The organism is Streptomyces sp. NPDC002870 (genome assembly GCF_042888505.1).
Classification (GTDB): domain Bacteria; phylum Actinomycetota; class Actinomycetes; order Streptomycetales; family Streptomycetaceae; genus Streptomyces.
Genome location: NZ_JBIAPW010000005.1, coordinates 258,735 through 281,092, shown reverse-complemented (window position 1 = coordinate 281,092; position 22,358 = coordinate 258,735). Strand labels below are relative to the sequence as shown.

The 22,358-nt window shown below is 70.0% G+C and carries 23 protein-coding genes; 11 read left to right on the top strand and 12 right to left on the bottom strand.

Features of this window, described 5'->3' with window-relative positions; genetic code table 11:
* The gene (locus tag ACFYWY_RS09385; protein WP_389182178.1) at positions 1-1,080 is read left to right on the top strand and encodes an ABC transporter ATP-binding protein; all 1,080 of its coding nucleotides are present in this window, start codon (positions 1-3) and stop codon (positions 1,078-1,080) included.
* A 115-nt stretch (positions 1,081-1,195) separates the two neighbouring features.
* Here the strand turns inward: ACFYWY_RS09385 and ACFYWY_RS09380 are convergent, their stop codons facing one another.
* From ACFYWY_RS09380 to ACFYWY_RS09370, 3 genes are all read right to left on the bottom strand, one after another.
* Entirely contained in the window at positions 1,196-1,690 is a 495-nt protein-coding gene (locus tag ACFYWY_RS09380; RefSeq protein WP_389182175.1) for a sigma-70 family RNA polymerase sigma factor, read from the bottom strand.
* 546 nt (positions 1,691-2,236) lie between these two features.
* Positions 2,237-3,259, bottom strand: a complete 1,023-nt coding sequence (locus tag ACFYWY_RS09375) for an aldo/keto reductase (protein WP_389182172.1) — start codon at positions 3,257-3,259, stop codon at positions 2,237-2,239.
* A gap of 100 nt (positions 3,260-3,359) precedes the next feature.
* Entirely contained in the window at positions 3,360-4,397 is a 1,038-nt protein-coding gene (locus ACFYWY_RS09370; protein WP_389182169.1) for an AraC family transcriptional regulator, read from the bottom strand.
* A 341-nt stretch (positions 4,398-4,738) separates the two neighbouring features.
* On the opposite strand from ACFYWY_RS09370, the gene ACFYWY_RS09365 reads away from it, so the two are divergent.
* Together ACFYWY_RS09365 and ACFYWY_RS09360 are read left to right on the top strand one after the other, a co-directional pair.
* Positions 4,739-5,659, top strand: coding sequence for a hypothetical protein (locus tag ACFYWY_RS09365; protein WP_389182166.1), 921 nt, complete (start codon positions 4,739-4,741; stop codon positions 5,657-5,659).
* Positions 5,660-5,738: 79 nt separating this feature from the next.
* A complete protein-coding gene (locus ACFYWY_RS09360) occupies positions 5,739-6,746 on the top strand; it encodes a trypsin-like serine peptidase (protein ID WP_389182163.1) in 1,008 nt (335 codons plus the stop codon).
* Between the two features lie 313 nt (positions 6,747-7,059).
* Here ACFYWY_RS09360 and ACFYWY_RS09355 read toward each other — a convergent pair whose 3' ends face one another.
* Together ACFYWY_RS09355 and ACFYWY_RS09350 are read right to left on the bottom strand one after the other, a co-directional pair.
* Positions 7,060-7,773 (bottom strand): alpha/beta hydrolase, encoded by a 714-nt coding sequence (locus ACFYWY_RS09355; RefSeq protein ID WP_389182160.1) that lies wholly within the window; start codon positions 7,771-7,773, stop codon positions 7,060-7,062.
* 131 nt (positions 7,774-7,904) lie between these two features.
* Positions 7,905-9,014 (bottom strand): FAD-dependent oxidoreductase, encoded by a 1,110-nt coding sequence (locus ACFYWY_RS09350; RefSeq protein ID WP_389182157.1) that lies wholly within the window; start codon positions 9,012-9,014, stop codon positions 7,905-7,907.
* Between the two features lie 607 nt (positions 9,015-9,621).
* Here ACFYWY_RS09350 and ACFYWY_RS09345 point away from each other — a divergent pair.
* Together ACFYWY_RS09345 and ACFYWY_RS09340 are read left to right on the top strand one after the other, a co-directional pair.
* Positions 9,622-10,224 (top strand): TetR family transcriptional regulator C-terminal domain-containing protein, encoded by a 603-nt coding sequence (locus ACFYWY_RS09345; protein WP_389182154.1) that lies wholly within the window; start codon positions 9,622-9,624, stop codon positions 10,222-10,224.
* A gap of 82 nt (positions 10,225-10,306) precedes the next feature.
* A complete protein-coding gene (locus ACFYWY_RS09340; protein WP_389182151.1) occupies positions 10,307-10,582 on the top strand; it encodes a cysteine hydrolase family protein in 276 nt (91 codons plus the stop codon).
* Positions 10,583-10,836: 254 nt separating this feature from the next.
* On the opposite strand, the gene ACFYWY_RS09335 is transcribed toward ACFYWY_RS09340, so the two are convergent.
* Positions 10,837-11,436: a CGNR zinc finger domain-containing protein gene (locus tag ACFYWY_RS09335; protein ID WP_389182148.1), complete on the bottom strand. Its 600-nt coding sequence runs from the start codon at positions 11,434-11,436 to the stop codon at positions 10,837-10,839.
* A gap of 90 nt (positions 11,437-11,526) precedes the next feature.
* On the opposite strand from ACFYWY_RS09335, the gene ACFYWY_RS09330 reads away from it, so the two are divergent.
* Positions 11,527-12,303, top strand: a complete 777-nt coding sequence (locus tag ACFYWY_RS09330; protein ID WP_389182145.1) for an MBL fold metallo-hydrolase — start codon at positions 11,527-11,529, stop codon at positions 12,301-12,303.
* An 80-nt stretch (positions 12,304-12,383) separates the two neighbouring features.
* Here the strand turns inward: ACFYWY_RS09330 and ACFYWY_RS09325 are convergent, their stop codons facing one another.
* Positions 12,384-13,349, bottom strand: coding sequence for a pirin family protein (locus tag ACFYWY_RS09325; protein WP_389182141.1), 966 nt, complete (start codon positions 13,347-13,349; stop codon positions 12,384-12,386).
* 131 nt (positions 13,350-13,480) lie between these two features.
* Between ACFYWY_RS09325 and ACFYWY_RS09320 the strand changes: the two genes are divergently transcribed.
* The 4 genes from ACFYWY_RS09320 (at position 13,481) to ACFYWY_RS09305 (ending at position 16,718) form a co-directional block, all read left to right on the top strand.
* Positions 13,481-13,837 (top strand): tetratricopeptide repeat protein, encoded by a 357-nt coding sequence (locus ACFYWY_RS09320; RefSeq protein WP_389182140.1) that lies wholly within the window; start codon positions 13,481-13,483, stop codon positions 13,835-13,837.
* Between the two features lie 73 nt (positions 13,838-13,910).
* A complete protein-coding gene (locus ACFYWY_RS09315) occupies positions 13,911-14,423 on the top strand; it encodes a Tm-1-like ATP-binding domain-containing protein (protein ID WP_389182137.1) in 513 nt (170 codons plus the stop codon).
* A gap of 191 nt (positions 14,424-14,614) precedes the next feature.
* Positions 14,615-15,757, top strand: coding sequence for a hypothetical protein (locus ACFYWY_RS09310; protein WP_389182134.1), 1,143 nt, complete (start codon positions 14,615-14,617; stop codon positions 15,755-15,757).
* Between the two features lie 160 nt (positions 15,758-15,917).
* Positions 15,918-16,718 (top strand): VOC family protein, encoded by an 801-nt coding sequence (locus tag ACFYWY_RS09305; protein WP_389182131.1) that lies wholly within the window; start codon positions 15,918-15,920, stop codon positions 16,716-16,718.
* Positions 16,719-16,737: 19 nt separating this feature from the next.
* Here the strand turns inward: ACFYWY_RS09305 and ACFYWY_RS09300 are convergent, their stop codons facing one another.
* Together ACFYWY_RS09300 and ACFYWY_RS09295 are read right to left on the bottom strand one after the other, a co-directional pair.
* Positions 16,738-17,340, bottom strand: coding sequence for a DUF1266 domain-containing protein (locus ACFYWY_RS09300; protein WP_389182127.1), 603 nt, complete (start codon positions 17,338-17,340; stop codon positions 16,738-16,740).
* Between the two features lie 58 nt (positions 17,341-17,398).
* Positions 17,399-18,829, bottom strand: a complete 1,431-nt coding sequence (locus tag ACFYWY_RS09295) for a dihydrolipoyl dehydrogenase family protein (RefSeq protein WP_389182124.1) — start codon at positions 18,827-18,829, stop codon at positions 17,399-17,401.
* Between the two features lie 118 nt (positions 18,830-18,947).
* Here ACFYWY_RS09295 and trxA point away from each other — a divergent pair, with 118 nt between their 5' ends.
* Positions 18,948-19,337, top strand: coding sequence for a thioredoxin (gene trxA / locus ACFYWY_RS09290; RefSeq protein ID WP_389182121.1), 390 nt, complete (start codon positions 18,948-18,950; stop codon positions 19,335-19,337).
* A 90-nt stretch (positions 19,338-19,427) separates the two neighbouring features.
* Here the strand turns inward: trxA and ACFYWY_RS09285 are convergent, their stop codons facing one another.
* From ACFYWY_RS09285 to ACFYWY_RS09275, 3 genes are all read right to left on the bottom strand, one after another.
* Complete coding sequence (locus ACFYWY_RS09285; RefSeq protein WP_389182118.1) at positions 19,428-20,612, bottom strand: thiolase family protein; 1,185 nt, start codon at positions 20,610-20,612, stop codon at positions 19,428-19,430.
* 208 nt (positions 20,613-20,820) lie between these two features.
* Positions 20,821-21,090 (bottom strand): hypothetical protein, encoded by a 270-nt coding sequence (locus tag ACFYWY_RS09280; RefSeq protein ID WP_389182115.1) that lies wholly within the window; start codon positions 21,088-21,090, stop codon positions 20,821-20,823.
* A 105-nt stretch (positions 21,091-21,195) separates the two neighbouring features.
* Positions 21,196-22,218: a LacI family DNA-binding transcriptional regulator gene (locus ACFYWY_RS09275; protein WP_389182112.1), complete on the bottom strand. Its 1,023-nt coding sequence runs from the start codon at positions 22,216-22,218 to the stop codon at positions 21,196-21,198.
* Positions 22,219-22,358: the final 140 nt, after the last annotated feature.

Sequence of the window (22,358 nt, the reverse complement as noted above, 5' to 3'; positions counted from 1 at the left end):
ATGACGCAGCTGGACATCGTCGACGTCGGGCACAGCTACACGCCGGGGGCCGAGGAGGAGCGGTGGGCCCTCAAGCCACTGCAGCTGACATTCGAAGCCGGCAGGACCTACGCATTGGTCGGACCGTCGGGCTGCGGCAAGACCACACTGCTGAACATCCTGTCCGGGCTGGTCAGGCCGTCACAGGGCCAAGTCCTCTTCGACGGTGCGGACGTCACGGCTCTGCCCACGAAGGCGCGCAACATCGCCCAGGTGTTCCAGTTTCCCGTCATCTACCAGTCGATGACGGTGTACGAGAACCTCGCCTTCCCTCTGCAGTGCCGCCGGTGGGACAAGGCGAGGATCGATGCCAAAGTCCATCAGGTCGCCGAGGCGCTGGACTTGGATGACCGGCTGAGGCAGCCCGCCCGACGGCTCACCGCCGACGACAAACAGCTCATCTCGCTCGGCCGTGGTCTTGTCCGCGATGACGTGGCGGCCGTGCTGATGGACGAGCCGCTGACCGTCATCGATCCACAGCTGAAGCACTCGCTCCGGCGCAAGATCCGTGAGATCACCGAGCAGTTCCAGCCCACAGTGATCTACGTTACCCATGACCAGTACGAAGCAATGAGCATTGCGCAGGAAGTACTGGTCATGAAAGACGGCCTGGCCATGCAGCAGGGCACCCCGGAGCAGCTGTTCGAGGCACCCTCGTCAACGTACGTCGGCTACTTCATCGGATCACCGGCAATGAACTTCCTGACCGTGGACCGGGCACCCGGGGCCTTCACGCTTGGGGGCCGGGCCCTGGCCTTGGCGTGGGACATGCCGGAGAGCACCACCGAGGGCCAGGTGGGAATCCGGCCCGAGTACGTCAAGGTCGCCAGGGAACCCGGGCCCAACACCTTTCCCGCCAGGCTTCGGGGCGTCCGGGACCACGGGCCGCAGCGCGTGCTCGAGATGGAGGTGGCCGGCCAGCTCATCAGGGCGAAGGTGCCGCGGGAGGACGGAGTTCCGGCGATCGAGGAGTTCCTGGTGCATCTGCCGCGCGCCAAGGCCCTTCCCTATGCCGACGGCCGTCTGGTACTCCAGTCATAGACTGTGCTGTTACCGCGATGGTCCTGGACGTCCCTGAGGCAAGGGTGTCATCGCCCTCCCGAGGGCCTCTCCGAGGCGCTGGAGCACGCAGCCCCCGTGCTCCAGCTCCTGATCTTCATCGACGTGCGTGGATTCCCTGGGACATCAAGACTCGACGCAGTGCTCGCAACGCGTGGCTGGTGCGGGACTTCACCGTACCGATCGGGAGGTTCAATGCGGTCGCGGTGTCCTCGACACTGCGATCGAGGTAGTACCGGTGAACCAGTACCTCGCGGTGGTGCGGGGACAGGTCCCCCATCCCCCTCTCCAGCACATGCGCCGTGAGCGTGCCCTCGCCGAGGTCGGGCTCCACATCCACGTCCAGGTCCGACAGGAACAGTTCCACCGGGCGCGCACGACGGGCCCGAACCCTGTCGATGGCCAGCCGCCGCACAACGGTGAAGAGCCAGGGACGCGCCAGTCCTTGGGTGGAGATGAGCCGGTCCGCGTGCCGCCAGGCCCGTAGCAGCGCCTCCTGGACGAGGTCCTCTGCGCTGTGGACGTCCCCCAGGGTGAGCGTCCTGGCGAAGGACAGCAGTGCGGCTTCCTCCGCCGCACTGATGACTCGCATGAAGGCCTCACCTCTGTCCGGGACTGCCTGCCCGCCTCCTGCGACATGCTCTGCGACGCCGCCGGACGACGAATCGCCCGCAGGGAGGTTCTCGTCTTCCTTCAGATCGATCGAGGACGACGTGGTGTACATGTGGATCGACCGAGCCTTTCAGGGCACACCGACGGCTCGAACGGCCTCGGTCGGTGCACAGGTGACAGCCGGAGACGTCCCCGGCGAGGGTGCTCTGGAGCCGTTGCCCGGGCCGCAGGTAGTGATCGCTGACGGCTGGAACGGCCCCGGGTCAGTGCAGGGGTATGACAGCCCGCGAAACGTCTCTCGGTTCGGTGTCTGCGTCGGGACGCCCGAGACGTCTCGCATGCTCCTGGCCTGCGATCGACGCACCATTGCTTTCTGATACTCAGTCAGTTACCCGTGCTGTCCCGGCTCCGGCAAGCAGAGACCTCGCGTGGCCCGGCCACGGGTGTGCTCGCAGCGCGAACGATGGGTGACCTCAACCGGGGTGCGGAGGACGGCCGTCGTGCCCCGGTTGAGGTCGGCGCCGGGTCAGGAGGGCAGCGGCAGGCGGTCGTCGGGCGCGCCCTGACCCCAGTCGGGGTAGGGGACCGGCAGCGCGCTGACCGCGTCCAGTTCCGCCAGGTCCTCGTTGGTGAGTTCGAGGTCGACGGCGGCCAGGTTTTCGGTGAGCTGGTCGGGGCGTTTCGCGCCGACGATGACGCTGGTGATTCCCGGTTGGGCCAGTGCCCAGGCGAGGGCGGTGCGGGCCACGCTCACGCCATGGCGCGCGGCCACGACGCGCAGCGCGTCCACGATGTCCCAGCCGCGTTCCCGGTCCACGGGCGGGTAGTCGGCCAGCGCGCGGCGCGCGGTGTCGTCGCTGGTGCCGTTGCGGTCGAAGGTGCCGGACAGGAAGCCGCCGGCGAGCGGGCTCCACACCAGCGTGGCGAGCTTCTGGTCCACGGCCATCGGCAGGATCTCCCGCTCGATGTCCCGTCCGGCGAGCGAGTAGTACACCTGCTGGGATACGAAGCGCTCCAGCCCGCGCGACTGCGAGGCGCCGAGGAACTTCATCATCTGCCACGCCGCCAGGTTCGACGCGCCGATGTAGCGGATCTTGCCCTGCCGGACGGCGTCGTCCAGTGCGGCCAGCGTCTCCTCCACCGGGGTCAGCGGATCGAAGCTGTGGATCTGGTACAGATCGATATGGTCCGTACGCAGCCGGCGCAGGCTGTCCTCCAGCGCCCGGGTGACCCACAGCCGGGACAGGCCGAGGTCGTTGGGGCCGGTGCCCATGCGGGCGAAAAGCTTGGTGGCAAGCAGCACGTCCTGGCGCCTCGAGCCCAGCACCCGGCCGAGGATCTCCTCACACTCGCCCGCCGCGTACATGTCGGCGGTGTCGATGAGGTTGACACCCGCCTCGAGGGCCAGGCCCACAAGCTCGTCCGCGGCCTTGTCGTCCAGACCCCCGACGAGGCTCCACGGCGGCGTGCCCGCCCCGCCGAACGTCATCGTGCCCAAAGCGATCCGGGACACGAAAACCCCCGTAGCGCCCAGCTGTTCGTACCGCATGTTCCGCCTTCCGGTGATCCGTGCTCTGGTCGTGGACGGCGCTGCGGCCGTCCGCACGGCTGCCTGCGACGCTACGGGCGACCGGCCGGGCAGACCATGATCAAGCGTCTGGAGAACCTGCGCGTTCGTCCACGGCGGCCGGAAGACGGTAGGGGACCGCGGGCCAGCCGTCCTGCCTTGCGATCACTGCTGCGGGCGGGGCGCTGCGGTACTGCGCCGGCGAGAGACCAGTGATCCGTTTGAACGCGGTGCTGAACGCACTCTCCGACGAGTACCCCCACTCGGAGGCCACGGAGGCCACGGTCCGCTCGCCGCGGCGCAACTCCCGGCCGGCGGCCAGAATCCGCCAGCGCTGGAGGTAGTCGAGCGGCGGGAGCCCGACGAGTTCCTTGAAGCGGGCGGCGAAGCTCGCCCGGGACATGCCCGCCTGAGCACCGAGCGTCGCGACGGTCCATGGACGACCGGCCTGCTGGTGCATCAGCAGCAGCGCACGCCCGATACGCGGATCGCCGAGGGCACCGAGCCAGCCCGGCAGGGCCGTCCCGTCCGTTGCATGCGCCCCCGCCACGACGGCCCGCAGCGCCTGGATGAACAGGATCTCGGTGAGCCGCTCCGACATCACGGAGGTGCCCAGGCGCACGGCGCTCACCTCGTCGAGGAACACCCCAAGCAGCGGCTGTATCGCCTTCGCCTGGGCAGTTCCGGCACGGATGGCGACCATGGGTGGCAGGCCGCCGAGCAGCAGGGCGACGGTGGCGTCGAGGAAGTCGACGCTGCCGCCGACAATGAGGGTCCGCTCCTGGTCGGCAGTGCTGCGCGTCTCCCCGAGCCGCACGATGCGGCTGTCGGATCGCTGGTAGAGCTCCTCCGCGCTGCGGTACGGCGTGTCCAGGTCCCCGGAGACTGCGAACGACTCACGCGCTGCCAGCAGGAAGCAGTCGCCGGTCTCGAAGCGCACCGGCTCGGCTCCGTCGGCGCCGAGCCAGCAGGAGCCTTCGAGGACAGCCCCGATCTTGATGTGCTCGTGGACGCCGAAGCGAAGTGCCCAACTGCCCCACGCCTCCAGGCCGGACAGCGATCCCGTCCGGACGTTCAGCGAGGCGAGGACAGCGGACAGCGGATCGGCCGGTGATTTCATGTCATTCACGCTAGCGGAGCGGTTACCCATACGGCCGGCCAGTGCAGCCGCTAGCGGCGGCGGGCCGTTGATTCCGCCGAGCAGGACCCTGGCGGCCGACCCTGCGCCGGTCCGGGCGGCTACGCAGCCCCGGCAGAACCGGTTATCCGGCCCCCCTCTGCGTTGCGCAGGCGGGTCCCGGAAGGGCGAGGAGTCAAGGCTGTGGCGAGGGCGCGGGGGATGTCACGGTTGCGTATCGGGCCGTTGCGGGAGAACCCGGCCGGGACCGGCCTCGTAGCGGGGGTTGTCGGCTTCACCTTCGAGGCCGCAGCAACCTGTCTCTTCTCTACCGGGGGTTCCCGATGTTCCACCAACGTGCCGCCAGGCTCGCCGCGTTCGCCGCCACGGGCGTGCTTGTGCTGTCCGCCTGCGGCGGCAAATCCGGAAGTGATGCCGCCCCCGGCGAGAAGGCTGCGGCCGCCGGGTCCTCGTCCGGCGCGATCGAGCTGGCGTTCAAGCGCGGCACAGCCAAGCAGAACAACGCGCAGCAGAACACGGGCGATTGGGCGAGTGATGCCGCACCGGCCGCGGCCGTCAAGAAACCTGTGGTCCGCAAGTGGGTCCAGCTGTCTGCCGGTCGGGCCGGGAACCTGGATCCGGTGGTGGTCAACGGGGCCGGCTTCACGCTGTACCGGTTCGACAAGGACTCGGCCAACCCCTCGAAGTCCACCTGCGCAGGCGAGTGCGCCGCCACCTGGCCGCCGTATCTGATAGCTCCGGGCGGACGGATCTTCGTCGACGGGGTGAAGCCCTCGGCGATCGGGGTCATCAAGCGGGCCGACGGCAATGTCCAGGTCACCATCGGAGGCTGGCCCGTCTACCTCTTCAGCAAGGATCTAAAGGCCGGCGACACCAACGGCCAAGGCGTGGGCGGGACCTGGTTCGGCGTCACGCCCGACGGACAGCGTTCCGGCGGACCCGGTGAGGCGGAATCCGGCGACCAGCCCGGCGCCGGTGCGGCAGCGGAGGTCAAGCCCGCCAGCAGCGTCATCCTCTTCGACGCGCCCGACTTCTCCGAGAGCGGCGCCTCCCAGGGCATCGCCGGCCCCGGCTGCCAGAACGTCACCCGTGGCAGCAACTTCGGCTCCCTGAGCGCGAACGGCTCCGCCAAGATCTGGGAGGAAGCCGACTGCAAGGGCAGGTCCGCCACGGTCCAGGGCAACGTGAGCAACCTCGCCGACATCGAGTTCACCACGATCAAGTCGATCCGCTTCGCCGGCTGACCACAGTCTCCGGGGCGGGCGGGCGAATCCCCCTTGCACCGCCCGCCCCGGGCTCCACACGAGCTGAAGGATGGCAAGGGTGCCCCCCATACGCCGCACACCGATCGCCGCCCGCGCCACCGCGCTCCTGCTCGTCCTCGCAGGTGTCGGCTGCGATTCCCCGGCACGCCTGCCGGCCTTCTCCAACCCCGTCGTGGAAGGGCTGTGGACCACCCAGCGCATGGCACAAGCCCGGGCCGCGGACACCCCCGTTCCGAACGGCATCGGCGAGGACGCAGGCACCACGGATCCCGAGCCCGCCCCGGTGTCCGCGACGGCGGAGAAGGCGGCGTACCACGACAACGCCGCGGTGATCGGGAAGATCTTCTTCGACACCCCCGACGGGCCGAGCGTGTGCTCCGGCACCGCGGTGGAGGACCCGGCGCGCCCCGGCAGATCGGCGCTGGTGTGGACCGCGGGTCACTGTGTGCACGCTGGGGCAGGCGGCGGCTGGTTCCGCAACATCGTCTTCGTACCCTCGTACAACAATCTCGGGCTCGACGGAACGGCCCGGCAGGCCGCGGACGAGAACCGGATCGCGCCCTTCGGAACCTGGTGGGCCGACTGGGCGGAGGTCGCGCCCGAGTGGGTCGCCGAGGGCGCCCCCTCCGGCGGTGCAGGCTCCCCGTTCGACTACGCAGTGCTGCACGTGCAGCGCCAATGGGTACCCGACTCGCTCCAGGAGACGATCGGTCAGGCGGCGCCGGTCTGGTTCGGCGCACCGTCGGCGACCCGTATGGGGGACACGGCGGTCTGGGGCTATCCCGCCGAGCGCCCGTTCGACGGCGAGCGGATGTTCTCGTGCCAGGACAGGCCCGGCCGTCTGTCGATCCGCTCCGACCAGCCGGTGCTGTACCGGATCGGCTGCACCATGACCGGAGGCTCCTCCGGCGGAGGATGGTTCGCCCGCGGTCCGAGCGGCGCCCCCGCGCTGGTGAGCAACACATCCATCGGCCCGGCCGACAGCACTTGGCTCGCGGGGCCGCGCCTGGGCGAGCCGGCGAGGAAGCTGTACCAGCGCGTCAGTGACAAGGCCGGTTCCCTGTAAGCCGACGTTCGTCCCTGGCGGCCGTCATTCCGACCCGATCGGGCACTACTCCCGCCCCGATGTGACCCGCCTTGTGCTCAATCGTGCTCCGAGACGCCCGGTGGTACCCACCACTCCCCGAGCGGAGAGCTTCCACGAGGCGGCCACCGCCGAAGCGGTGGCCGCCGAGGGCTCCTACGAGCGTCGGGACACAGGTTTCGCTGACCCCTGATCCGAGGTCCGCCTCCGAACGGGCAGGAACCGGCGTCGGGCGTTGGCCCGACCCGAGAGGTGCGGTAGTCGCCGACCGTGGCTCTCGGATGGCGAACCGGAGTTACCCAGCTTCTCCAAGGGAGATATTCGCAAGAAGGGCAGCAAGTTCTGCGGGCATCGACAGGAACGGCGAGTGACTGCTTTTCAGCCGGTGAATGGCATTTGCTCGGGCAGCGAGTTTCTCCTGCGCCTGGGGCGGCAGAGCCCCATCCTGCTCACAGATGATGTACGTACAAGGCGTGGTTCGCCACCCGGCCTTTGTCACCCGCTCGCTGAACGATCTCGCACTTTGCGGCACGAGCTGCCGGACCGCTCGCACGGTCCCCTCCTCGGATACATCGGCGTAGAGCTCCGTATCACTTTTCTCCAAAGGCGGGACGACGCCCATCGGCTCCTCCGGTTCAGGAGCACCGTGGAAGCCGAACAGGCTTTCACCGACGTCCAGTTGATATGCGGCCAGAAAGATGGCATGCGAGACGTTAGGGGCGTCGGCGATGGCTTGGGTGACCGGAATGCCACCGTAGGAGTGACCGACGACCACCACGGGGCCCTCGATATCTTCAAGGGCCTCCAGGACGGCCCGCGCGTCTTCATGAATTCCGGGGAGCGGTTCGGTGGTCGGGGCTTCCGGCCTCACGGCACTGGGCAGTTCAACCGTTCGAGTCGTCCAACCGTCGGACATGAGCGCGGACTCCAGGCTTTCCCAGCACCAGGGGCCGTGCCAAGCTCCGTGCACCAGGAGCAGAGTGGGACGGGATGCTTCGGTGGTAACCAATTGAATCTCCTAGCTGTTCCAGAAAACCAGTGACTTCAGAGAGCTGCGGATCGCCAAGAAGCCGCCGCGCGAGTCTGCTCGGACAAACAGCGCAGGCACACACCTCATCGGCGAAGCGAGCGTGGGCGCTGTCAGGGCAGGTCGCGCAGCGGCGCGTAGCCGCGCTCATACAGGCCCTTGGCGCCGTAGCGGAGCGCGATGTTGCGAACGGCGGGCGGCATGGACCTGGTCCGGTCGCGCTGGCGGGTCTGCCGCTGCACCCACCGGGTGCGCGGAAGCCTGCGCTGGACGTACTGCTGGAGGAGGTCCACGGTTTCTCCCCCGGTGGCCAGCACCTCGGCGAGGACCTGGGCGTCCTCGACGGCCATGGCGACGCCCTGGGCCATGTTGGGCGAGCTGGCGTGGGCGGCGTCCCCGACGAGCACGACGCGTCCGTGCGCCCATGTCTCGCCGCTGACCTCTTCGACCGGGGAGAAGTACGCCTCACCGGCAGTCGGTGCGGCCAGCAGGTCCCGTACGCGCTGGTCGTAGTCGGAGAAGAGCCCGGGGAGACCGGCGGGGGTGGTCGGGTCCTCGGGTGAGGCGGCCGCCACGTCGGCGTAGCAGCACACCTGGCCCCCGCCGAGGGGGTATGCCAGGAAAGTCGTTCCCGGGCCCAGCCACACGGTCCACCGGTCGATGTCGGGAGCGTCGGTCAGGAAGCGCCAGCAGACCTGCCCGAGGTAGCGGGCACCGGTCGCCGGATCGACCGACTCCCGCAGGTCCGACCGTATGCCGTCCGCTCCCACCACCACGTCGTACCGGCCGGTCCCGCCGTCACTGAACTCCACGTGCACACCGTCGTCGGACTGCTTGAGCGAGACCAGGGTGACCCCGTGGCGGACGGGCACCGGCACGATGTCGTGCAGTGCCGCATGGAGGTTGGCGCGGGTGATGCCGACGCAATGGGCGGTGCCTCTCCACAGTTCGGCCATGGCGATGTCGGCCAGCACCCGGCCCCGGTGGTCCATCAGACGCTGCCCCGGCACGGGCGCTCCGAGCTCGCTGAGGTGGTCCCCCAGCCCCAGTGCGGTCAGCGCGCGGACACTGTTCCCGGGCAGGAAGAGCCCGGCTCCCGTGGCACGGCGCTCAGGGGAACGCTCGATGACGTCGACGGACATTCCCTCGCGGTGCAGAGCGGTGGCGGTCGCCAGGCCGGCGATACCGGCTCCGACCACAAGGACGTCAAGGGGGCTGGACATTCGGATCTCCGTAATGTGGTTGCCTTGGGTGGTACGTCGTGCACTACGGATTGGTCAGCGGCCAGGTTCTCGGCCACGGGCCGCAAAACGCTCCCCTGCCATCCACTCTGCTGAGGGGGTGCCGGCGGCGGCTTCACAACTGCCCGACCAGCAGGATGCCGGACACGCCGTCCGGCGTCGCCTTTACCACCAGCACCGTTGACACCCGCCGCGCTGTGTCCGAAACCGAGTGCAGAGAGCGGCCACGTACAGCCGCCACACCAAGGCGCCTTGCCGGGGCTGGTGAAGGCGAGGGCTCCGCGCACCAGTTCGCCTCCAGATTGTCCACCCGGGCTCGCTGCGTATGGGCGTCGTTGACCCTGGCCGGCGCAAAGGTTCCGGCGGCTGTCGCGTGGTTGTGGGGCCCAACTCCACTCGCGCGACCTGCCGCGCTTCCGTGCTGTGCACCGGGAGGCGACTCGGTCACCACGGACGGCGGACCCGCCGATGCTGCCGACGCTGCCGATTCGCTGATGCCGCGTTCTCTCCGTGGCCAGCTCGGCAGCCTCGGCCCCCTCTCCCCACGCACCCCCAAGCCGGTCCGTCGCCCGGCGGTTAGGCTGTACACGTGCCCCGACCTGCCAATCCCCTGGTCCGCGAGAATCTCCTCGACGCGGGACTGACTCTTTTCCACGCTCGCGGCTTCAACGCGGTGGGCGTCAAAGAGGTCACCGATACGGCCGGCGTCCCGAAGGGCTCCTTCTACAGCTACTACAGCAGCAAGAACGCCTTCGCGGCCGCGGTCCTCGACCGCTACTGGGCCGGAATCGTCCGTGACCACGGCTCGGTCCTCACCGACGAGTCCATCCCGCCGGCGCTGCGCCTCGCCGGGTTCTTCGGAGCCTTGACCCGGGACCATGCCGAGCGGGGGTTCGCGCTCGGGTGCCTCCTCGGCAATCTCGCTCTCGAACTTTCCGACGACAACGGGGAAGCTCGGCTCCGGCTGGCCTCCATCATGGACCGGTGGTCGGAGCTCATCGCTTCGTGTCTGGCGCAGGCCGCCGGTGACGTCGTCGAGACGCCCGAGACGACGGAATTGGCGTCGTTGATCATCGAGAGCTGGGAAGGGGCAGTCATGCGCGGCCGCATCGACCACAGCAGGGTCCCGTACGACCGCTTCCTCACCGTGTCGCTGCCTCGACTGCTGGGCAAAGTCGGGGTATCCGTCTGAGCCCGCGGGGGCCGACTTCCTGCCCGCGTACCGGGAGCACATCCTCGACGGCAGAACCGTCATCGCCTCGCCGCACAAAATCGTGGGGCCCGAATCGAACGACCTCGTCCTCCAGTTGCGCAAGCGCGGCGTCTCACAGGTTCTTCTCGCCGGCATGGCGGCCAATCTCTGCGTCGAGGGCCATCTGCGTGAACTCGTCGAGCAGGGCTTCGAAGTGGTCGTCGTCCGGGATGCCACCGCCGGCCCGCGGCTTCCGGAGGGAGACGGCTATCTGTCCGCCCTCATCAACTTCCGCTTCCTGGCCAGCGCCACCTGGTCGACGGACGATGCCCTCGCCGCACTGCGGGAAACCAAATGATCTCCGTCCAGTCGCCCGTGGCTTCGCCGGGCAGGGCACGGTCGGTCAGCGCCGAACGTGACCTGCCCGGCCCTCACCGATCACTCAGCCGTAGCCGTATCGCGTAAATGCCGTAGCAGCAGGGCGAGTTCGGGACGCAGTCGGCCCGTAGACGCCGCGAAGGAGAATCCCAGTTGCGACTCTGCCTGCGCCAACCGGCCCGCGATTCGGCACAGCTGAACCTCCGGGCCCGGGACGATCGGAGACCGAGATGCTCAGTGCGACTCGAGTCGAGTGCGCCGGGCGTAGGCACGGGCTGCGCGGACGCGATCGCCGCAACGGGTGGAGCACCATTGACGGCGGCCGTGGCGCAGCAGGTAGCGGACGCAGGGGCTGGAGGCGCAGGCGGCGAGGCGTTCTGCGTCGGGGCCGGTGAGCAGGTCGGCGGCGTTGTCGGCCAGCGCGGCCAGGGCGTGGTCGACGATCTGGGTGATCGGGTGCGAGTCGGCCCGGAACAGGCCGCGGGCAGGGTCCCAGTGCAGCAGGGAGGCCGCGGGAGCCCTGGAAAGGGCGCCGTTAACGGCGGCGAGAGCGCTCGGCGGGGCGGGGTGCCCGTCCACCCGGGCGGCGAGCAGCGCCCGGATCTGCTCACGCAGCGTCCGCAGCTGCGCCGCGCACGTCTCCTGCAGTCCGGCGCCGGGCGGGGCGAGGTCGTGTTCGGTGAGCCACTGGTTCGTGGCGGCGGGAGTGCCGAGGAGGTCGAGGAACCGACCGCCGGGCAGAGCGACGGCGCTGTTGGCGAAGTCGAGGGCGCGGTACTGCTCCGCACCCGGTGCGGGCGGCAGCACGGGCTCGGCGGTCACGGTCTTCTCCATGACTCTCATGTTACGGCTTGCACTCATCCGTGAGAAGCGGCTAGCGTCTCTCACGGATAAATCGCTTGCAATCCGTGAGGTGTTTCTTGCATGTCTGCTGCCGGCACGCCCCCTGAGCAGATCCCCGTCCGCGTCTTCGGCGGCCCGACCGCGCTCATCGAGTACGGCGGGCTGAGGTTCCTGACCGACCCCACCTTCGACGCCCCCGGCGACTACCCCCTCGGCCCCGGCCTGGTCCTGACCAAGACCGCGCCTTCTTCCGCCGCTCCCGAGGACCTCGGCCGCATCGATGTGGTCCTGCTCTCCCACGACGAGCACCCCGACAACCTCGATCACTCCGGCCGGGCCCTCCTCGCCGACGTGCCCGTCACCCTCACCACCCCCAGCGGCGCGCGCCGCCTGGGCGCAGGCGCCAAGGGTCTTGAGGACTGGGAGTCCGTCGAGCTGGACCGTCCCGACGGCGGCACCGTGACCGTGACGGGCGTGCCCGCCATCCACGGCCCCGGGGCGCGCGAGGAAGTCGAACCGATAGCGGGCCAGGTCGTGGGCTTCGTCCTCACCGCAGCCGACCTGACCACGGTGTACGTCAGCGGCGACAACGCCTCGCTCGCCCTGGTCAAGGAGATCGCCGAGCGGTTCGGCCCGGTCGACACCGCCGTTCTCTTCGCAGGTGCTCCGCGCCTGCCCGTCTTCGACTCGACGGTGGTGCTCGACAGCGCCCAGGCCGCCGAGGCCGCTCAGCTCCTCGGGGCGCGCCGGGTCGTCCCGGTCCACTTCGACAGTTGGGCCCACTTCACTGAAGGCCGCGACGACCTGGTGGCCGCCTTCACCACCGCGGGACTGGCCGACCGCCTCCGGCTGAACTGAGCGAACCCCGGCCCGCACCGCGGCATCAGGCCTGTCACTCCCGTCGACCTCCCTGATGGATCGCCCTCACGGACCTCAGATCAGCGCACTCGCCCCCGCGGTTTCAGCGCAACCGGTGGGAGTTCGGGAGCAGACAGTCGGCCCCCGTCGTAGCCCTTCACCTCGCCGAAGCGGGGGCCGGTCATCCAGTCCGAGCGAGCCTGCTCGATCTCCTCATGCGAACGGCCCACAAAATTCCACCACATGACGATCTCCTCCTCGAACGGCTCACCGCCGAGAAGCATCAGGCCGGCGTCGGATTCAGCCCGCAGCGGCAGTTCCGTACGGCCGCAGCCGAGGTAGAGCATCGAGCCGGGCAGTACAGGCACGCCGTCGACATGGGCCTCGCCGGACATGGCGAGCACGGCGTACTCGAAGGCAGGGTCCAGCGGGAGGCTCGTCTCGGTCCCCCTGGCGAGCGCCAGGTCGGCGCCGACGATCGGCGTGTATGTCGTCCCGGGCGAGGCGGCGCCGTCGAGGGCGCCGAGGATGACGGTGGCGGTCAGGCCGGGCGCGGTGACGGTCGGCAGCTCGGGGTGGTGCTCGAACTGCGGCTCGACGCCACGCTGCGCGTCGGGGAGCGCGACCCAGAGCTGGGCTCCGTGGAGAAAACGCGCGTGCGGCTTGGGACTCTCCTCGGAGTGGCTGATCGCGCGCCCGGAGGTCATCAGGCCGAGTTCCCGGGGGCGGATGGTCGCCAGGCTGCCGGTGCTGTCGCGGTGCAGCACCTCGCCGTCGTGCAGCCAGCTGACGGTCTGGAGGCCCATGTGCGGGTGGGGCGGGACCTGCATTCCGGGCTCGTCGGCGATGTCGTCAGGCCCGTAGTGATCAACGAAGGCCCAGGCCCCGACCATACGGCGGCCGAGGTTGGGCAGCAGCCGGCGGACCACGGTGGACTCGCCGAGCTGGACTCGGCGGGGGCTGAGAAGTTCGCGGACGGGCTCGGCGACGACGAAGCCACGACCGCCGCAGACTGAGAGGGCGGCCTGACGATCGAGATTGCTCATGGCGCTCAACCTATTCCTGTACGGGTGCGAGCCGGCAGCCCCCACGCCCCAAAGGATAGTGGAATGTTCAACCATCATTGTATGTTGACGAGGGTGCACGCAGCAGGCCGAGTCCCTGAAGTGGAGGGCAAGTGAACGACACCTACTACGAGTTCGGCACCCCGGCCGATCGGTGGGACCGCGCACAGATGTTCTTCGACGCCAAGGAATACCTGACGGCGGCCCGCATTCTGGGTGGTCTCGTCGAGGAGGCGCCGGAGCAGGTCGCGCCGCGTCTGCTGCTGGCCCGCGCCTACTACCACTCCGCGCGGCTGAGCAAGGCCGAGGCCGAGCTGCGCGCCGTGCTGGAGCTCAGCCCGGTGGAGCACTACGCGCGGCTGATGCTGGGCCGCACGCTGGAGCGGCAGGGGCGGTCCGAGGACGCCGCGCCGCATCTGCGGATGGCCGCGGCGATGTCCGGGGATCCCCTCCCGGCAGGAGGCCCGTGACGCATCACGGGCTGTGCGGCCGGCGGATCTCGGGGTCGGCGGCAGACCACTGGTGGCCGCCACGATGGCCGGCGTGACGACACCCGGCGTCGACGCCGCCCGGGAACGGCTCACCGAACTCGGTTACGAGGTCCTGGTCTTCCACACCAGCGGCTCCGGCGGGCGGACCCTGGAGTCACTCGCCGAGCAGGGACTGTTCGCCGGCATCCTGGACCTGACGCTCAGTGAACGCCAAGTCCGCCTGCACAACCCGTCCATCACCGTCATCCGCACCACCGCGGCGGAGTGCGCCGAGCTGGGCCGCGGCGTCGCCGCGAAATTGCGGGCCGCCACCGGGCCGACGGCCGTGTGCCTGCCCCGGCGCGGGCTCTGCACGCTCGGCGGCCCGGGAGCCCCGTATCACGATCCGCACGCCGACGACGCGCTGTTCACCGCGCTCCGTGACGGGTTGCGCGGCAGCGCCACCGAACTGCTCGAATTCGACACCCACATCAACGATCCGGCATTCGGCCGGGCCGCGTCCGAAGAGCTGCACAGAATGATCACCGCGCACCGGGCCACCGCGGGCGAGGGCCGGGCGGCGTAACCAGGTACCGGGGCCGGGCGCGGCCACTGGTCCGCGCATTCCGGATCCACCCCTGCGCGATTGACTTGATCACCCCTACTACCGCGGATCACCCCTACTACCGCGATTGTCGCGATTCCTCCACGAGGGGGCTCTATCGGCACATCGTCGTAATCTGGTAGTACTCACCCTCCACGAGCCTGGGGGAGATCATGGAACTTGGTTTTCTCAAGCCGCTCTTCGACCGTCCAGGCCCCTGGGCCTCTGTGTACATCGACACCACGCGTGCGACCGAGGACGCTCAGAGGCTGCAGAAGCTCCGTGAGCGGTCCGTCGCGTCGCAGCTCGTCGACGCGGGCGCCGACGCCTACACCATCAGGGCGCTGATGGAGAGGCTCGCCCACGAGCCGGTCTCCGGGGCGCCACCGGGCCGGGCCGTGTTCGCAGCAGGCGCCGAGGTCGTGCTCGACATACCGCTCAGCGCTACCCCTACCAGCAACGAGGCGACCTGGTCGGTCCTCCCGCACGTCGCCCCGCTGGCCGGCCTGCGGGGCGACGAGCCGTCGTGCCTGGTGGCGTACATCGACCGCACCGGCGCCGACCTGGAGCTGCGCGACAAGCACCGCCGCGAGACCGTGGGGCAGGCGAACGGCAAGGAGTGGCGGGGCCGAGCACAGCGCACCATCCCCACGGGCGAGTGGCACTACCGGAACAAGGTCGAGAACAGCTGGAACGAGACCGCCGACATCATCGCCGGCGAACTCGCCAGGCAGTGGCCCGAGAGCGGCGCGCAGTTGCTGGTACTGACCGGCGACTCCCGCGAGCGCAGGGCCGTGTACAACCGGCTGCCCGAGCGCATCCGGGCCGTCGCCGTCGAGACCGAGAACGGCAGCAGGTCCCCCGGCGCCTCGAAGAGCCTGCTCGACCGGCAGATCGCCCAGGCCTGCGAGGAGTACACGCGCGACCGGCTCCAGAGCGCCCTCGAGCGCTTCCGCATCGGACGCGGCAGGCCGGGCGAGCACCGCGCGGCCTCTGTCGACACCGGTCGCGGAGAAGCCGCTGAAGGTGTGCCCGCCGTCGTGGACGCTGCCCGGAGCCATCAGGTGGCCACGCTGCTGCTCGCGCAGGACGCGTCCGACGCGGGCCGCGATGTGTGGATCGGACCCGGCGTCGACGAGGTCGCCGTGCAGCGCGGCCAGGCGCAGGCGATGGGCGTCGCCAAGCCCGTACAGGCACGCGCGGACGACGCACTGCTGCGGTCCGCGGCGGCCGCGGATGCCGAGGTGCTGCTCGTTCCCGAGGGCATGCAGGGCCCGGCGGGCGGACTGGGGGCGGTGCTGCGCTGGAGCCTGTGAGGTGACCGGACGCATGGGCCTGTGAGGTGACCGGACGCATGGGCCCCAGGACCGAGGGGCCCGCGTCACCCGCTCGGCGGGCGCGTCGGCCTGCGGCTGGCTAGCGTGGCAGAGGGCACCACCACCGAAGCGGACCACCCACCGAGCGGGAGGCGGAGCCATGGCCGTACAACCTGAGGGCACCCCGTGCTGGGCCGATGCGATGTTCACCGACGTGGAGGGTGCGAAGAGCTTCTACGGTGACGTGCTGGGCTGGACCTTCGGTGAGGCTTCGTCGGAGTTCGGCAACTACACAGAGGCGTACGCAGACGGCAAGGCCGTCGCGGCCGTTGTGCCTCCGATGCCCGGCCAGGAAGGCCAGTCGGCGTGGTGTCTGTATCTGGCCTCGCCGGACGCCGCCGCCACCGCCACGAAGATCCGTGACAACGGGGGCGAACTGCTGATGGAGCCGATGCAGGTCGGCGAATTCGGGTCGATGCTGCTCGCCCGCGATCCCGGCGGTGTCGTCTTCGGGGTGTGGCAGGCGGGTACGCACGAGGGCTTCGAGGCGAAGGCCGTGCCCGGCGCGTACTGCTGGGGAGAGGTCTTCACCCGGGAGCCCGAAAAGGCTGACGCCTTCTTCCCCGCCGTATTCCCCTACAGCGTGCAGCGAGTTGAGGACGACGCGATCGACTTCACGCTCTTCAAGCTCGGCGACGAAACGGCCCTCGGGCGCATGAAGATGCAGGACGCCGACTTCCCGCCGGAGGTGCCCCCGTACCTCAATGTGTACTTCACCGTCGAGGACTGCGACGCGGCGGTGGCTAAGGCGACCGAGCGCGGCGCGGTGCTGCGGTTCGGGCCGATGGACAGTCCGTTCGGCCGGTTCGCGGCGCTGAGCGATCCGCAGGGTGCGGCATTCTCCGTGATCGACATCAGCACGACCGAGGGCGACATGCCCAAGACGTCGGACGTGTCCTGAGCCGCCCGGTGCCAGAGGGTCAACACGCCCGGTCGGGACCGTCCATCGCCGCCCAGGGCGCACGGTTCCATGGGCTCTGATCATTCGCCGGATCCAGCAGCCGGCCCAGATGCGCATCGGCCACGGCCTGCGGCGCCGGGAAGTTCTCGTTCTCGGTGCCGCGCAGGATGCCCATCCAGACGGTGCGCCCCAGGAGATAGCCGTCGGCGAACTCCTTCCATGAGCCGAAGGCCTGCCGCACCGGCCGCACCACCTGCCCGAGCAGTTGCCATGCCTCGGCCTCTTCCACGTACCCGGAGGCGAAGCCGGTCTGTACGTCATGCACGTACAGACCGACGTCCCAGGCCAGCGGAGCGATCCCGAACTGCTCGGCGACGCGGGTGCGGTAGCCGACCCGGGCCAGGTGGTCCAGCGCCCCCAGCAGCTCCGCGCGTGAGGTGATCCCCCACTTGTCGGACAGCCATTCCCGGGCCCTGTCGTCATCGATGAGCCGGTACGGATACAGCGTCGTCCGCGACACGTCTGCGCCCCGGCTCACCGGTGCGCCCAGCGACACCGTCCAGAGTTGATGCACCGTCAGGGGGATGGGGTACTTGCGCTCGGCCGTTCGTCGTCGAAACATGACGGCACCCTACGTGGCGGTGCCGTCCGCGAGTTCGGTCGCCTGCCTCAGCCCTGCCTCAGCCCCGATACGACTCCAGCAGGCGCAACCACACCTCGCTGATGGTGGGATACGCGGGCACCGCATGCCACAGCCTGTCGACCGGCACCTCGCCCGCCACCGCCACCGTGGCCGAGTGCAGCAGCTCGCCGACGCCAGGGCCCACGAAGGTGACGCCCAGCAGGATTTCGCGGTCGAGGTCGACGACCATCCGCGCGCGGCCTCGGTACCCGTCGCCGTACAGGCTCGCTCCCGCGACCGCGGACAGGTCATGGTCGACGGCGCGGACGCGGTGGCCCGCCGCCTCGGCCTCCGCGAGGGAGAGGCCCACGGCCGCCGCCTCGGGGTCGGTGAAGACGACCTGTGGGACGGCCGAACGGTCCGCGGTCGCCGCATGGGCGCCCCAGCGGTCGGTCTCCAGCAGCGGGACGCGCTGCGCCCTCGCCGCGATGGCGGCTCCGGCGATGCGGGCCTGGTACTTGCCCTGATGGGTGAGCAGCGCGCGGTGGTTCACATCGCCGACCGCGTACAGCCAGGCGCTGCCCTCGACGCGGCAGCTGTCGTCGACGGGCAGCCAGGAGCCCGGTTCCAGCCCCACCGTCTCCAGGCCGATGTCGTCGGTCCGGGGGGCGCGGCCGGTGGCGAAGAGGACCTCGTCGGCCTCGATACGCTCGCCGCCGTCCAGTACGAGCGTGACGGGGCCGGCGCCGTCGGAGCGCACGACGGACGTCACGGAGGTGTTCGTACGGATCTGTGCGCCGCCCTCGGTCAGGGCGTCGGCGACGTGCTCGCCGACGAAGGATTCCATCCGGGGCAGCAGTCCCCCACCGCGGACCAGCAGCGTGACCTGCGAGCCGAGGGCCTGCCAGGCGGTCGCCATCTCCACGCCGACCACACCGCCGCCGACGACCGCGAGCCGCCCCGGCACGCGAGCGGAGCTGGTCGCCTCGCGGCTGGTCCAGGCCTTCGCGCCGGCGAGGCCCGGAATGTCGGGCAGGACGGCGCGGCTGCCGGTGCACACGGCCACGGCGTGCCTGGCGGTCAGGACATGGTGCTCGCCCTCGGGACCGTCGACGATGACCTTCTTCGGGCCGTGCAGCTTGCCCTGTCCGCGGTAGAGGCGGGCGCCGATCGAGTCCAGCCAGTCGACCTGGCCGTCGTCCTTCCAATGGGCGGCGTGCTCGTCTCGATGGGCGAGGACGGCACCGGCGTCGAGCGGCCCTCGCACCGACTGGCTCAGGCCCGGCGTGCGGCGGGCGTCGGCACGGGCGATCGCCGGGCGCAGCAGGGCCTTGCTGGGCATGCACGCCCAGTACGAACACTCGCCCCCCACCAGTTCGCTCTCCACCACCGCCGTGCTCAGACCCGCCGCTCTCGCACGGTCCACCACGTTCTCGCCGACAGGGCCCGCGCCCACCACCACTACGTCGAACTCCACAGGTTCTGTCATAGAGCCAGTCTGGTCCCGGGTGTGCGTCCTGGCCACATGGGCAGGGGGAGGAATAGCACCGCCCGCGGCACCGTTGTCGCGGGCGAGTCCGCCGGACATCAGGAAGAGGTAGCACGTCATGAGCACTGTTGAGCTCACCAAGGAAAACTTCGATCAGGTTGTCACCGACAACGACTTCATCCTGATCGACTTCTGGGCTTCCTGGTGCGGTCCGTGCCGTCAGTTCGCCCCGGTCTATGAGGGTGCCGCGGAGCGCCACCCCGATCTGGTCTTCGCGAAGGTCGACACGGAGGCTCAGCAGGAACTGGCTGGCGCGTTCGAGATCCGCTCCATCCCGACGCTGATGATCGTCCGTGACAATGTCGCGGTCTTCGCCCAGCCCGGCGCGCTGCCCGAGGCTGCCCTGGAGGACGTGATCGGTCAGGCTCGCGCGCTCGACATGGACGAGGTCCGCAAGTCGATCGAGGAGGCGCAGGTCGCCCAGGCGGAGACGTCGACGGACGCCTGATCCAGGCGTCCGGGATGTGACGCCTGACGCGGCGAGGCCTGACGCAGACTCGAAGGGCGAGACCTGACGCAGACTCGAAGGCTGTCCGGCTCAGCGCTCCAGGACCAGGGCTATCCCCTGGCCCACACCGATACAGAGGGCGGCGACGCCGGTTCCCGAACCGGCCGCCGCCAGCTGGTGAGCGACCGAGCCGGCCAGCCTGGCCCCCGACGCGCCGAGCGGGTGGCCGATCGCGATGGCTCCGCCGCGCGGGTTGACCAGGGACGGGTCCAGATCCGGCCATGCGGCGAGACAGCCGAGCGCCTGGGCGGCAAAGGCCTCGTTCAGCTCGAAGGTGGTCAGGTCCGCGAAGGTCCTGCCCGCCTTGGCGAGCGCCCGCCGCACCGCCTGGACCGGGCCGAGGCCGAAGAGCTGCGGCTCGATGCCGGTGACGGCGGAGGCGCGGATCCGGGCGAGGGGCTCGCGGCCCGTCGCCCGCAGTCCTTCCTCGTCGACGAGAAGGAGCGCCGCCGCCCCGTCGTTGAGCGGTGAGGAGCTGCCCGCCGTCACCGTTCCGTCCTTGCGGAACGACGGCTTCAGCTTGGCGAGCGCCTCCATGGACGTCGAGTCGCGGATGCATTCGTCGCGCGGCAGCTCCACACCCCCGTACGCGACGACTTCACCGTCGTACAGCCCCTTTCCCCAGGCCTCGGCGGCCTTCTGATGGCTTGCGAGGGCGAAGGCGTCCTGCTGCTCGCGGGTGATGTGGTGCTTGTCGGCGATGAGTTCGGCGCCCTCACCGAGCTGGACGGTCCACTGCGCCGGCATACGCGGGTTCGTCATGCGCCAGCCCAGCGTCGTCGAGTGGAGCTCCTGGTGGCCCGCGGGGAAGGCCCGTTCGGGCTTCTGCAGCACCCAGGGTGCGCGGGACATCGACTCGACGCCGCCCGCGATCGCGATCGACGCGTCGCCCAGGGCGATGGCGCGGGCAGCCTGGATGACGGCTTCAAGTCCCGAGCCGCAGAGACGGTTGACGGTGACGCCGGGGACGGTGACGGGCAGACCGGCGAGAAGGACGGCCATGCGGGCGACGTCGCGGTTGTCCTCGCCCGCGCCGTTGGCGTCACCGAGGACGACGTCGTCGATACGGGCCGGGTCGAGCTCCGGGGCACGGTCCACGAGCGCCTTGACGACATGCGCGGCGAGGTCGTCGGGACGTACGGAGGAGAGCGCGCCCCCGAACTTGCCGATCGGGGTGCGGACGGCGTCGACGATGTAGACGTCGCGGATGCTCATCGGAACTCTCCCAGGCTTGGCCGTGCCTACAGCGTTGTTCACATGGTGAACCAACGTTCACCATTGGCCCAGTGCCCGAGTCTCTGCCGGGCGTCGGCCCATGTCAACGGCCACTGTCGCGACCCAGCGAGGCACCCACGGGCACCCACGGGCACCCACGAGGCGCGGGTATCAGGGCGTCGCCGCCCGCTCGGCGGAGTGGTCGCAGTCAGCGGTCCGCCACGTCGACGACTCGCACGGAGAGTCCGTAGTCCAGCTCCGACCCGTCGATGAGCAGCGCCTCGACCGTACGCGTCTCAGGGTCGATGTCGGCCTCCACGCCCTCGCCCGCATAGCGCGGATAGCCGGAGGACCCGTGCCGGCCCGTGGCCTCCACGACAGCGGAGCGGATGGCGCTCTTGGCCAGGGAAGCGGCATCGCGGCCCTCGATGTGCTCGGGCACCACCAGGATCTCGAAGCGCTGCGGGTCAGTACTCATGCAAGTGACGCTAGACACGCACCGCCCGGCCCGCATGTCGTCACCGGCGACCGCCGCATCTCGATTTCGCCGCAGACCGGGGCCGCCGGACCGAGGCGCGCCGGGTCAGCTGGACTCGCGGTGAAGCGCCAGCGCCCGCATCAGGCCGTGCCGCTCCGGCTCCGCGCCCGGGTCGCGTACGGCGCGGTCGACGAGTTCGGCCAGCCGCTGACCGGTCACCATGTCGATCTGCACGGTGCTCAGCCGGGGCCGCAGCAGTCTGCCGAGCAGCAGATCGTCGGCGCCCACCACCGCGGTCTCGCCAGGGACTTGAATGCCCGCGTCATGGAGCGCGCGCATGAGCAACATGGCGTACTCGTCGTTGTACGCGTAGACCGCGTCGAGGCCGAGTCCGCGCCAGCGGGCGGCGAGCTCCGCCGCCGACTCCTCGTCGTAGAACAGGGGAAGCGGCTCGATCCGGGCGCCGGTGCCCGCCGCGGCCCGCCGGGCGCCCTCCAGGCGGGGCTCGGAGAAGAGCTCCAGGCCCGGCTCCTGCGGCATGACCACGCCGATGGCGCACCGGCCGCGCCCGACCAGGTGGGTCACCGCGCAGCTGCCGATCTCGCTCTGGTCCATGACGAGGGAGTGCGCGCCATGGACGCGGTGCCGGCCGAGGGTTATGACGGCTTTCGCGCCGGAGCGCTTGAGGACGTCGACGCCGTGCGGGGTGAGCGCGACGTCGCCGAGCGAGACGACCGCGACGGGGCGCAGCTCGGCCCAGGCCCGGGCGGCCTCGTCGCCGTCGAGGCCGAGGCTGCCGTACTGCACGACGGTGTAGTCGAGGCGGCGCAGCGCCCACTGGAGCTCGTTGAAGAAGCGACTGTAGAGCGGGCCGACCGGGATACGAGCGGTGGGCAGCAGCACCATCCGGGTGTGCCCGGCGCGCAGACTCCGGGCCGCGGCGTGGGGCACATAGCCGAGTTCCTCTGCGGCCTCGCGAACGCGCCGGCGGGTGGGCTCGCTGATGCGTACGGCCGAGGTGTTGTTGAGCACGTACGAGACGGTGGCTCGCGAGACTCCAGCCAGCCTGGCGACGTCGGCGCTGGTCGGAACGGGGCGTTCTGCGGACTGCTTGGGTGTCTGACTCATCGCTCTCGGCATCCTTCCAGAGCAGTTCCGCCCGGGATCCGGAGGATGGCCTGAAACGAATGCCGGCCGGTGCTCCCCAGCAGATGCCGACCGGAGGGCTGGATCTGAGGGGCTCCCCCGTCCTACCGTGAGCCGGTGAC

Excerpts from the sequence above, each read along its gene's own strand:
- ACFYWY_RS09365 (WP_389182166.1), top strand. The coding sequence starts at position 4,739 with ATGTTCCACCAACGTGCCGCCAGGCTCGCCGCGTTCGCCGCCACGGGC.
- ACFYWY_RS09385 (WP_389182178.1), top strand. The coding sequence starts at position 1 with ATGACGCAGCTGGACATCGTCGACGTCGGGCACAGCTACACGCCGGGG.
- ACFYWY_RS09325 (WP_389182141.1), bottom strand. The coding sequence starts at position 13,349 with ATGAGCAATCTCGATCGTCAGGCCGCCCTCTCAGTCTGCGGCGGTCGT.
- ACFYWY_RS09330 (WP_389182145.1), top strand. The coding sequence starts at position 11,527 with ATGTCTGCTGCCGGCACGCCCCCTGAGCAGATCCCCGTCCGCGTCTTC.
- ACFYWY_RS09280 (WP_389182115.1), bottom strand. The coding sequence starts at position 21,090 with ATGAGTACTGACCCGCAGCGCTTCGAGATCCTGGTGGTGCCCGAGCAC.
- ACFYWY_RS09380 (WP_389182175.1), bottom strand. The coding sequence starts at position 1,690 with ATGCGAGTCATCAGTGCGGCGGAGGAAGCCGCACTGCTGTCCTTCGCC.
- ACFYWY_RS09285 (WP_389182118.1), bottom strand. The coding sequence starts at position 20,612 with ATGAGCATCCGCGACGTCTACATCGTCGACGCCGTCCGCACCCCGATC.
- ACFYWY_RS09375 (WP_389182172.1), bottom strand. The coding sequence starts at position 3,259 with ATGCGGTACGAACAGCTGGGCGCTACGGGGGTTTTCGTGTCCCGGATC.
- ACFYWY_RS09335 (WP_389182148.1), bottom strand. The coding sequence starts at position 11,436 with ATGGAGAAGACCGTGACCGCCGAGCCCGTGCTGCCGCCCGCACCGGGT.
- ACFYWY_RS09295 (WP_389182124.1), bottom strand. The coding sequence starts at position 18,829 with ATGACAGAACCTGTGGAGTTCGACGTAGTGGTGGTGGGCGCGGGCCCT.
- trxA (WP_389182121.1), top strand. The coding sequence starts at position 18,948 with ATGAGCACTGTTGAGCTCACCAAGGAAAACTTCGATCAGGTTGTCACC.
- ACFYWY_RS09370 (WP_389182169.1), bottom strand. The coding sequence starts at position 4,397 with ATGAAATCACCGGCCGATCCGCTGTCCGCTGTCCTCGCCTCGCTGAAC.
- ACFYWY_RS09300 (WP_389182127.1), bottom strand. The coding sequence starts at position 17,340 with ATGTTTCGACGACGAACGGCCGAGCGCAAGTACCCCATCCCCCTGACG.
- ACFYWY_RS09305 (WP_389182131.1), top strand. The coding sequence starts at position 15,918 with ATGGCCGTACAACCTGAGGGCACCCCGTGCTGGGCCGATGCGATGTTC.
- ACFYWY_RS09350 (WP_389182157.1), bottom strand. The coding sequence starts at position 9,014 with ATGTCCAGCCCCCTTGACGTCCTTGTGGTCGGAGCCGGTATCGCCGGC.
- ACFYWY_RS09310 (WP_389182134.1), top strand. The coding sequence starts at position 14,615 with ATGGAACTTGGTTTTCTCAAGCCGCTCTTCGACCGTCCAGGCCCCTGG.
- ACFYWY_RS09275 (WP_389182112.1), bottom strand. The coding sequence starts at position 22,218 with ATGAGTCAGACACCCAAGCAGTCCGCAGAACGCCCCGTTCCGACCAGC.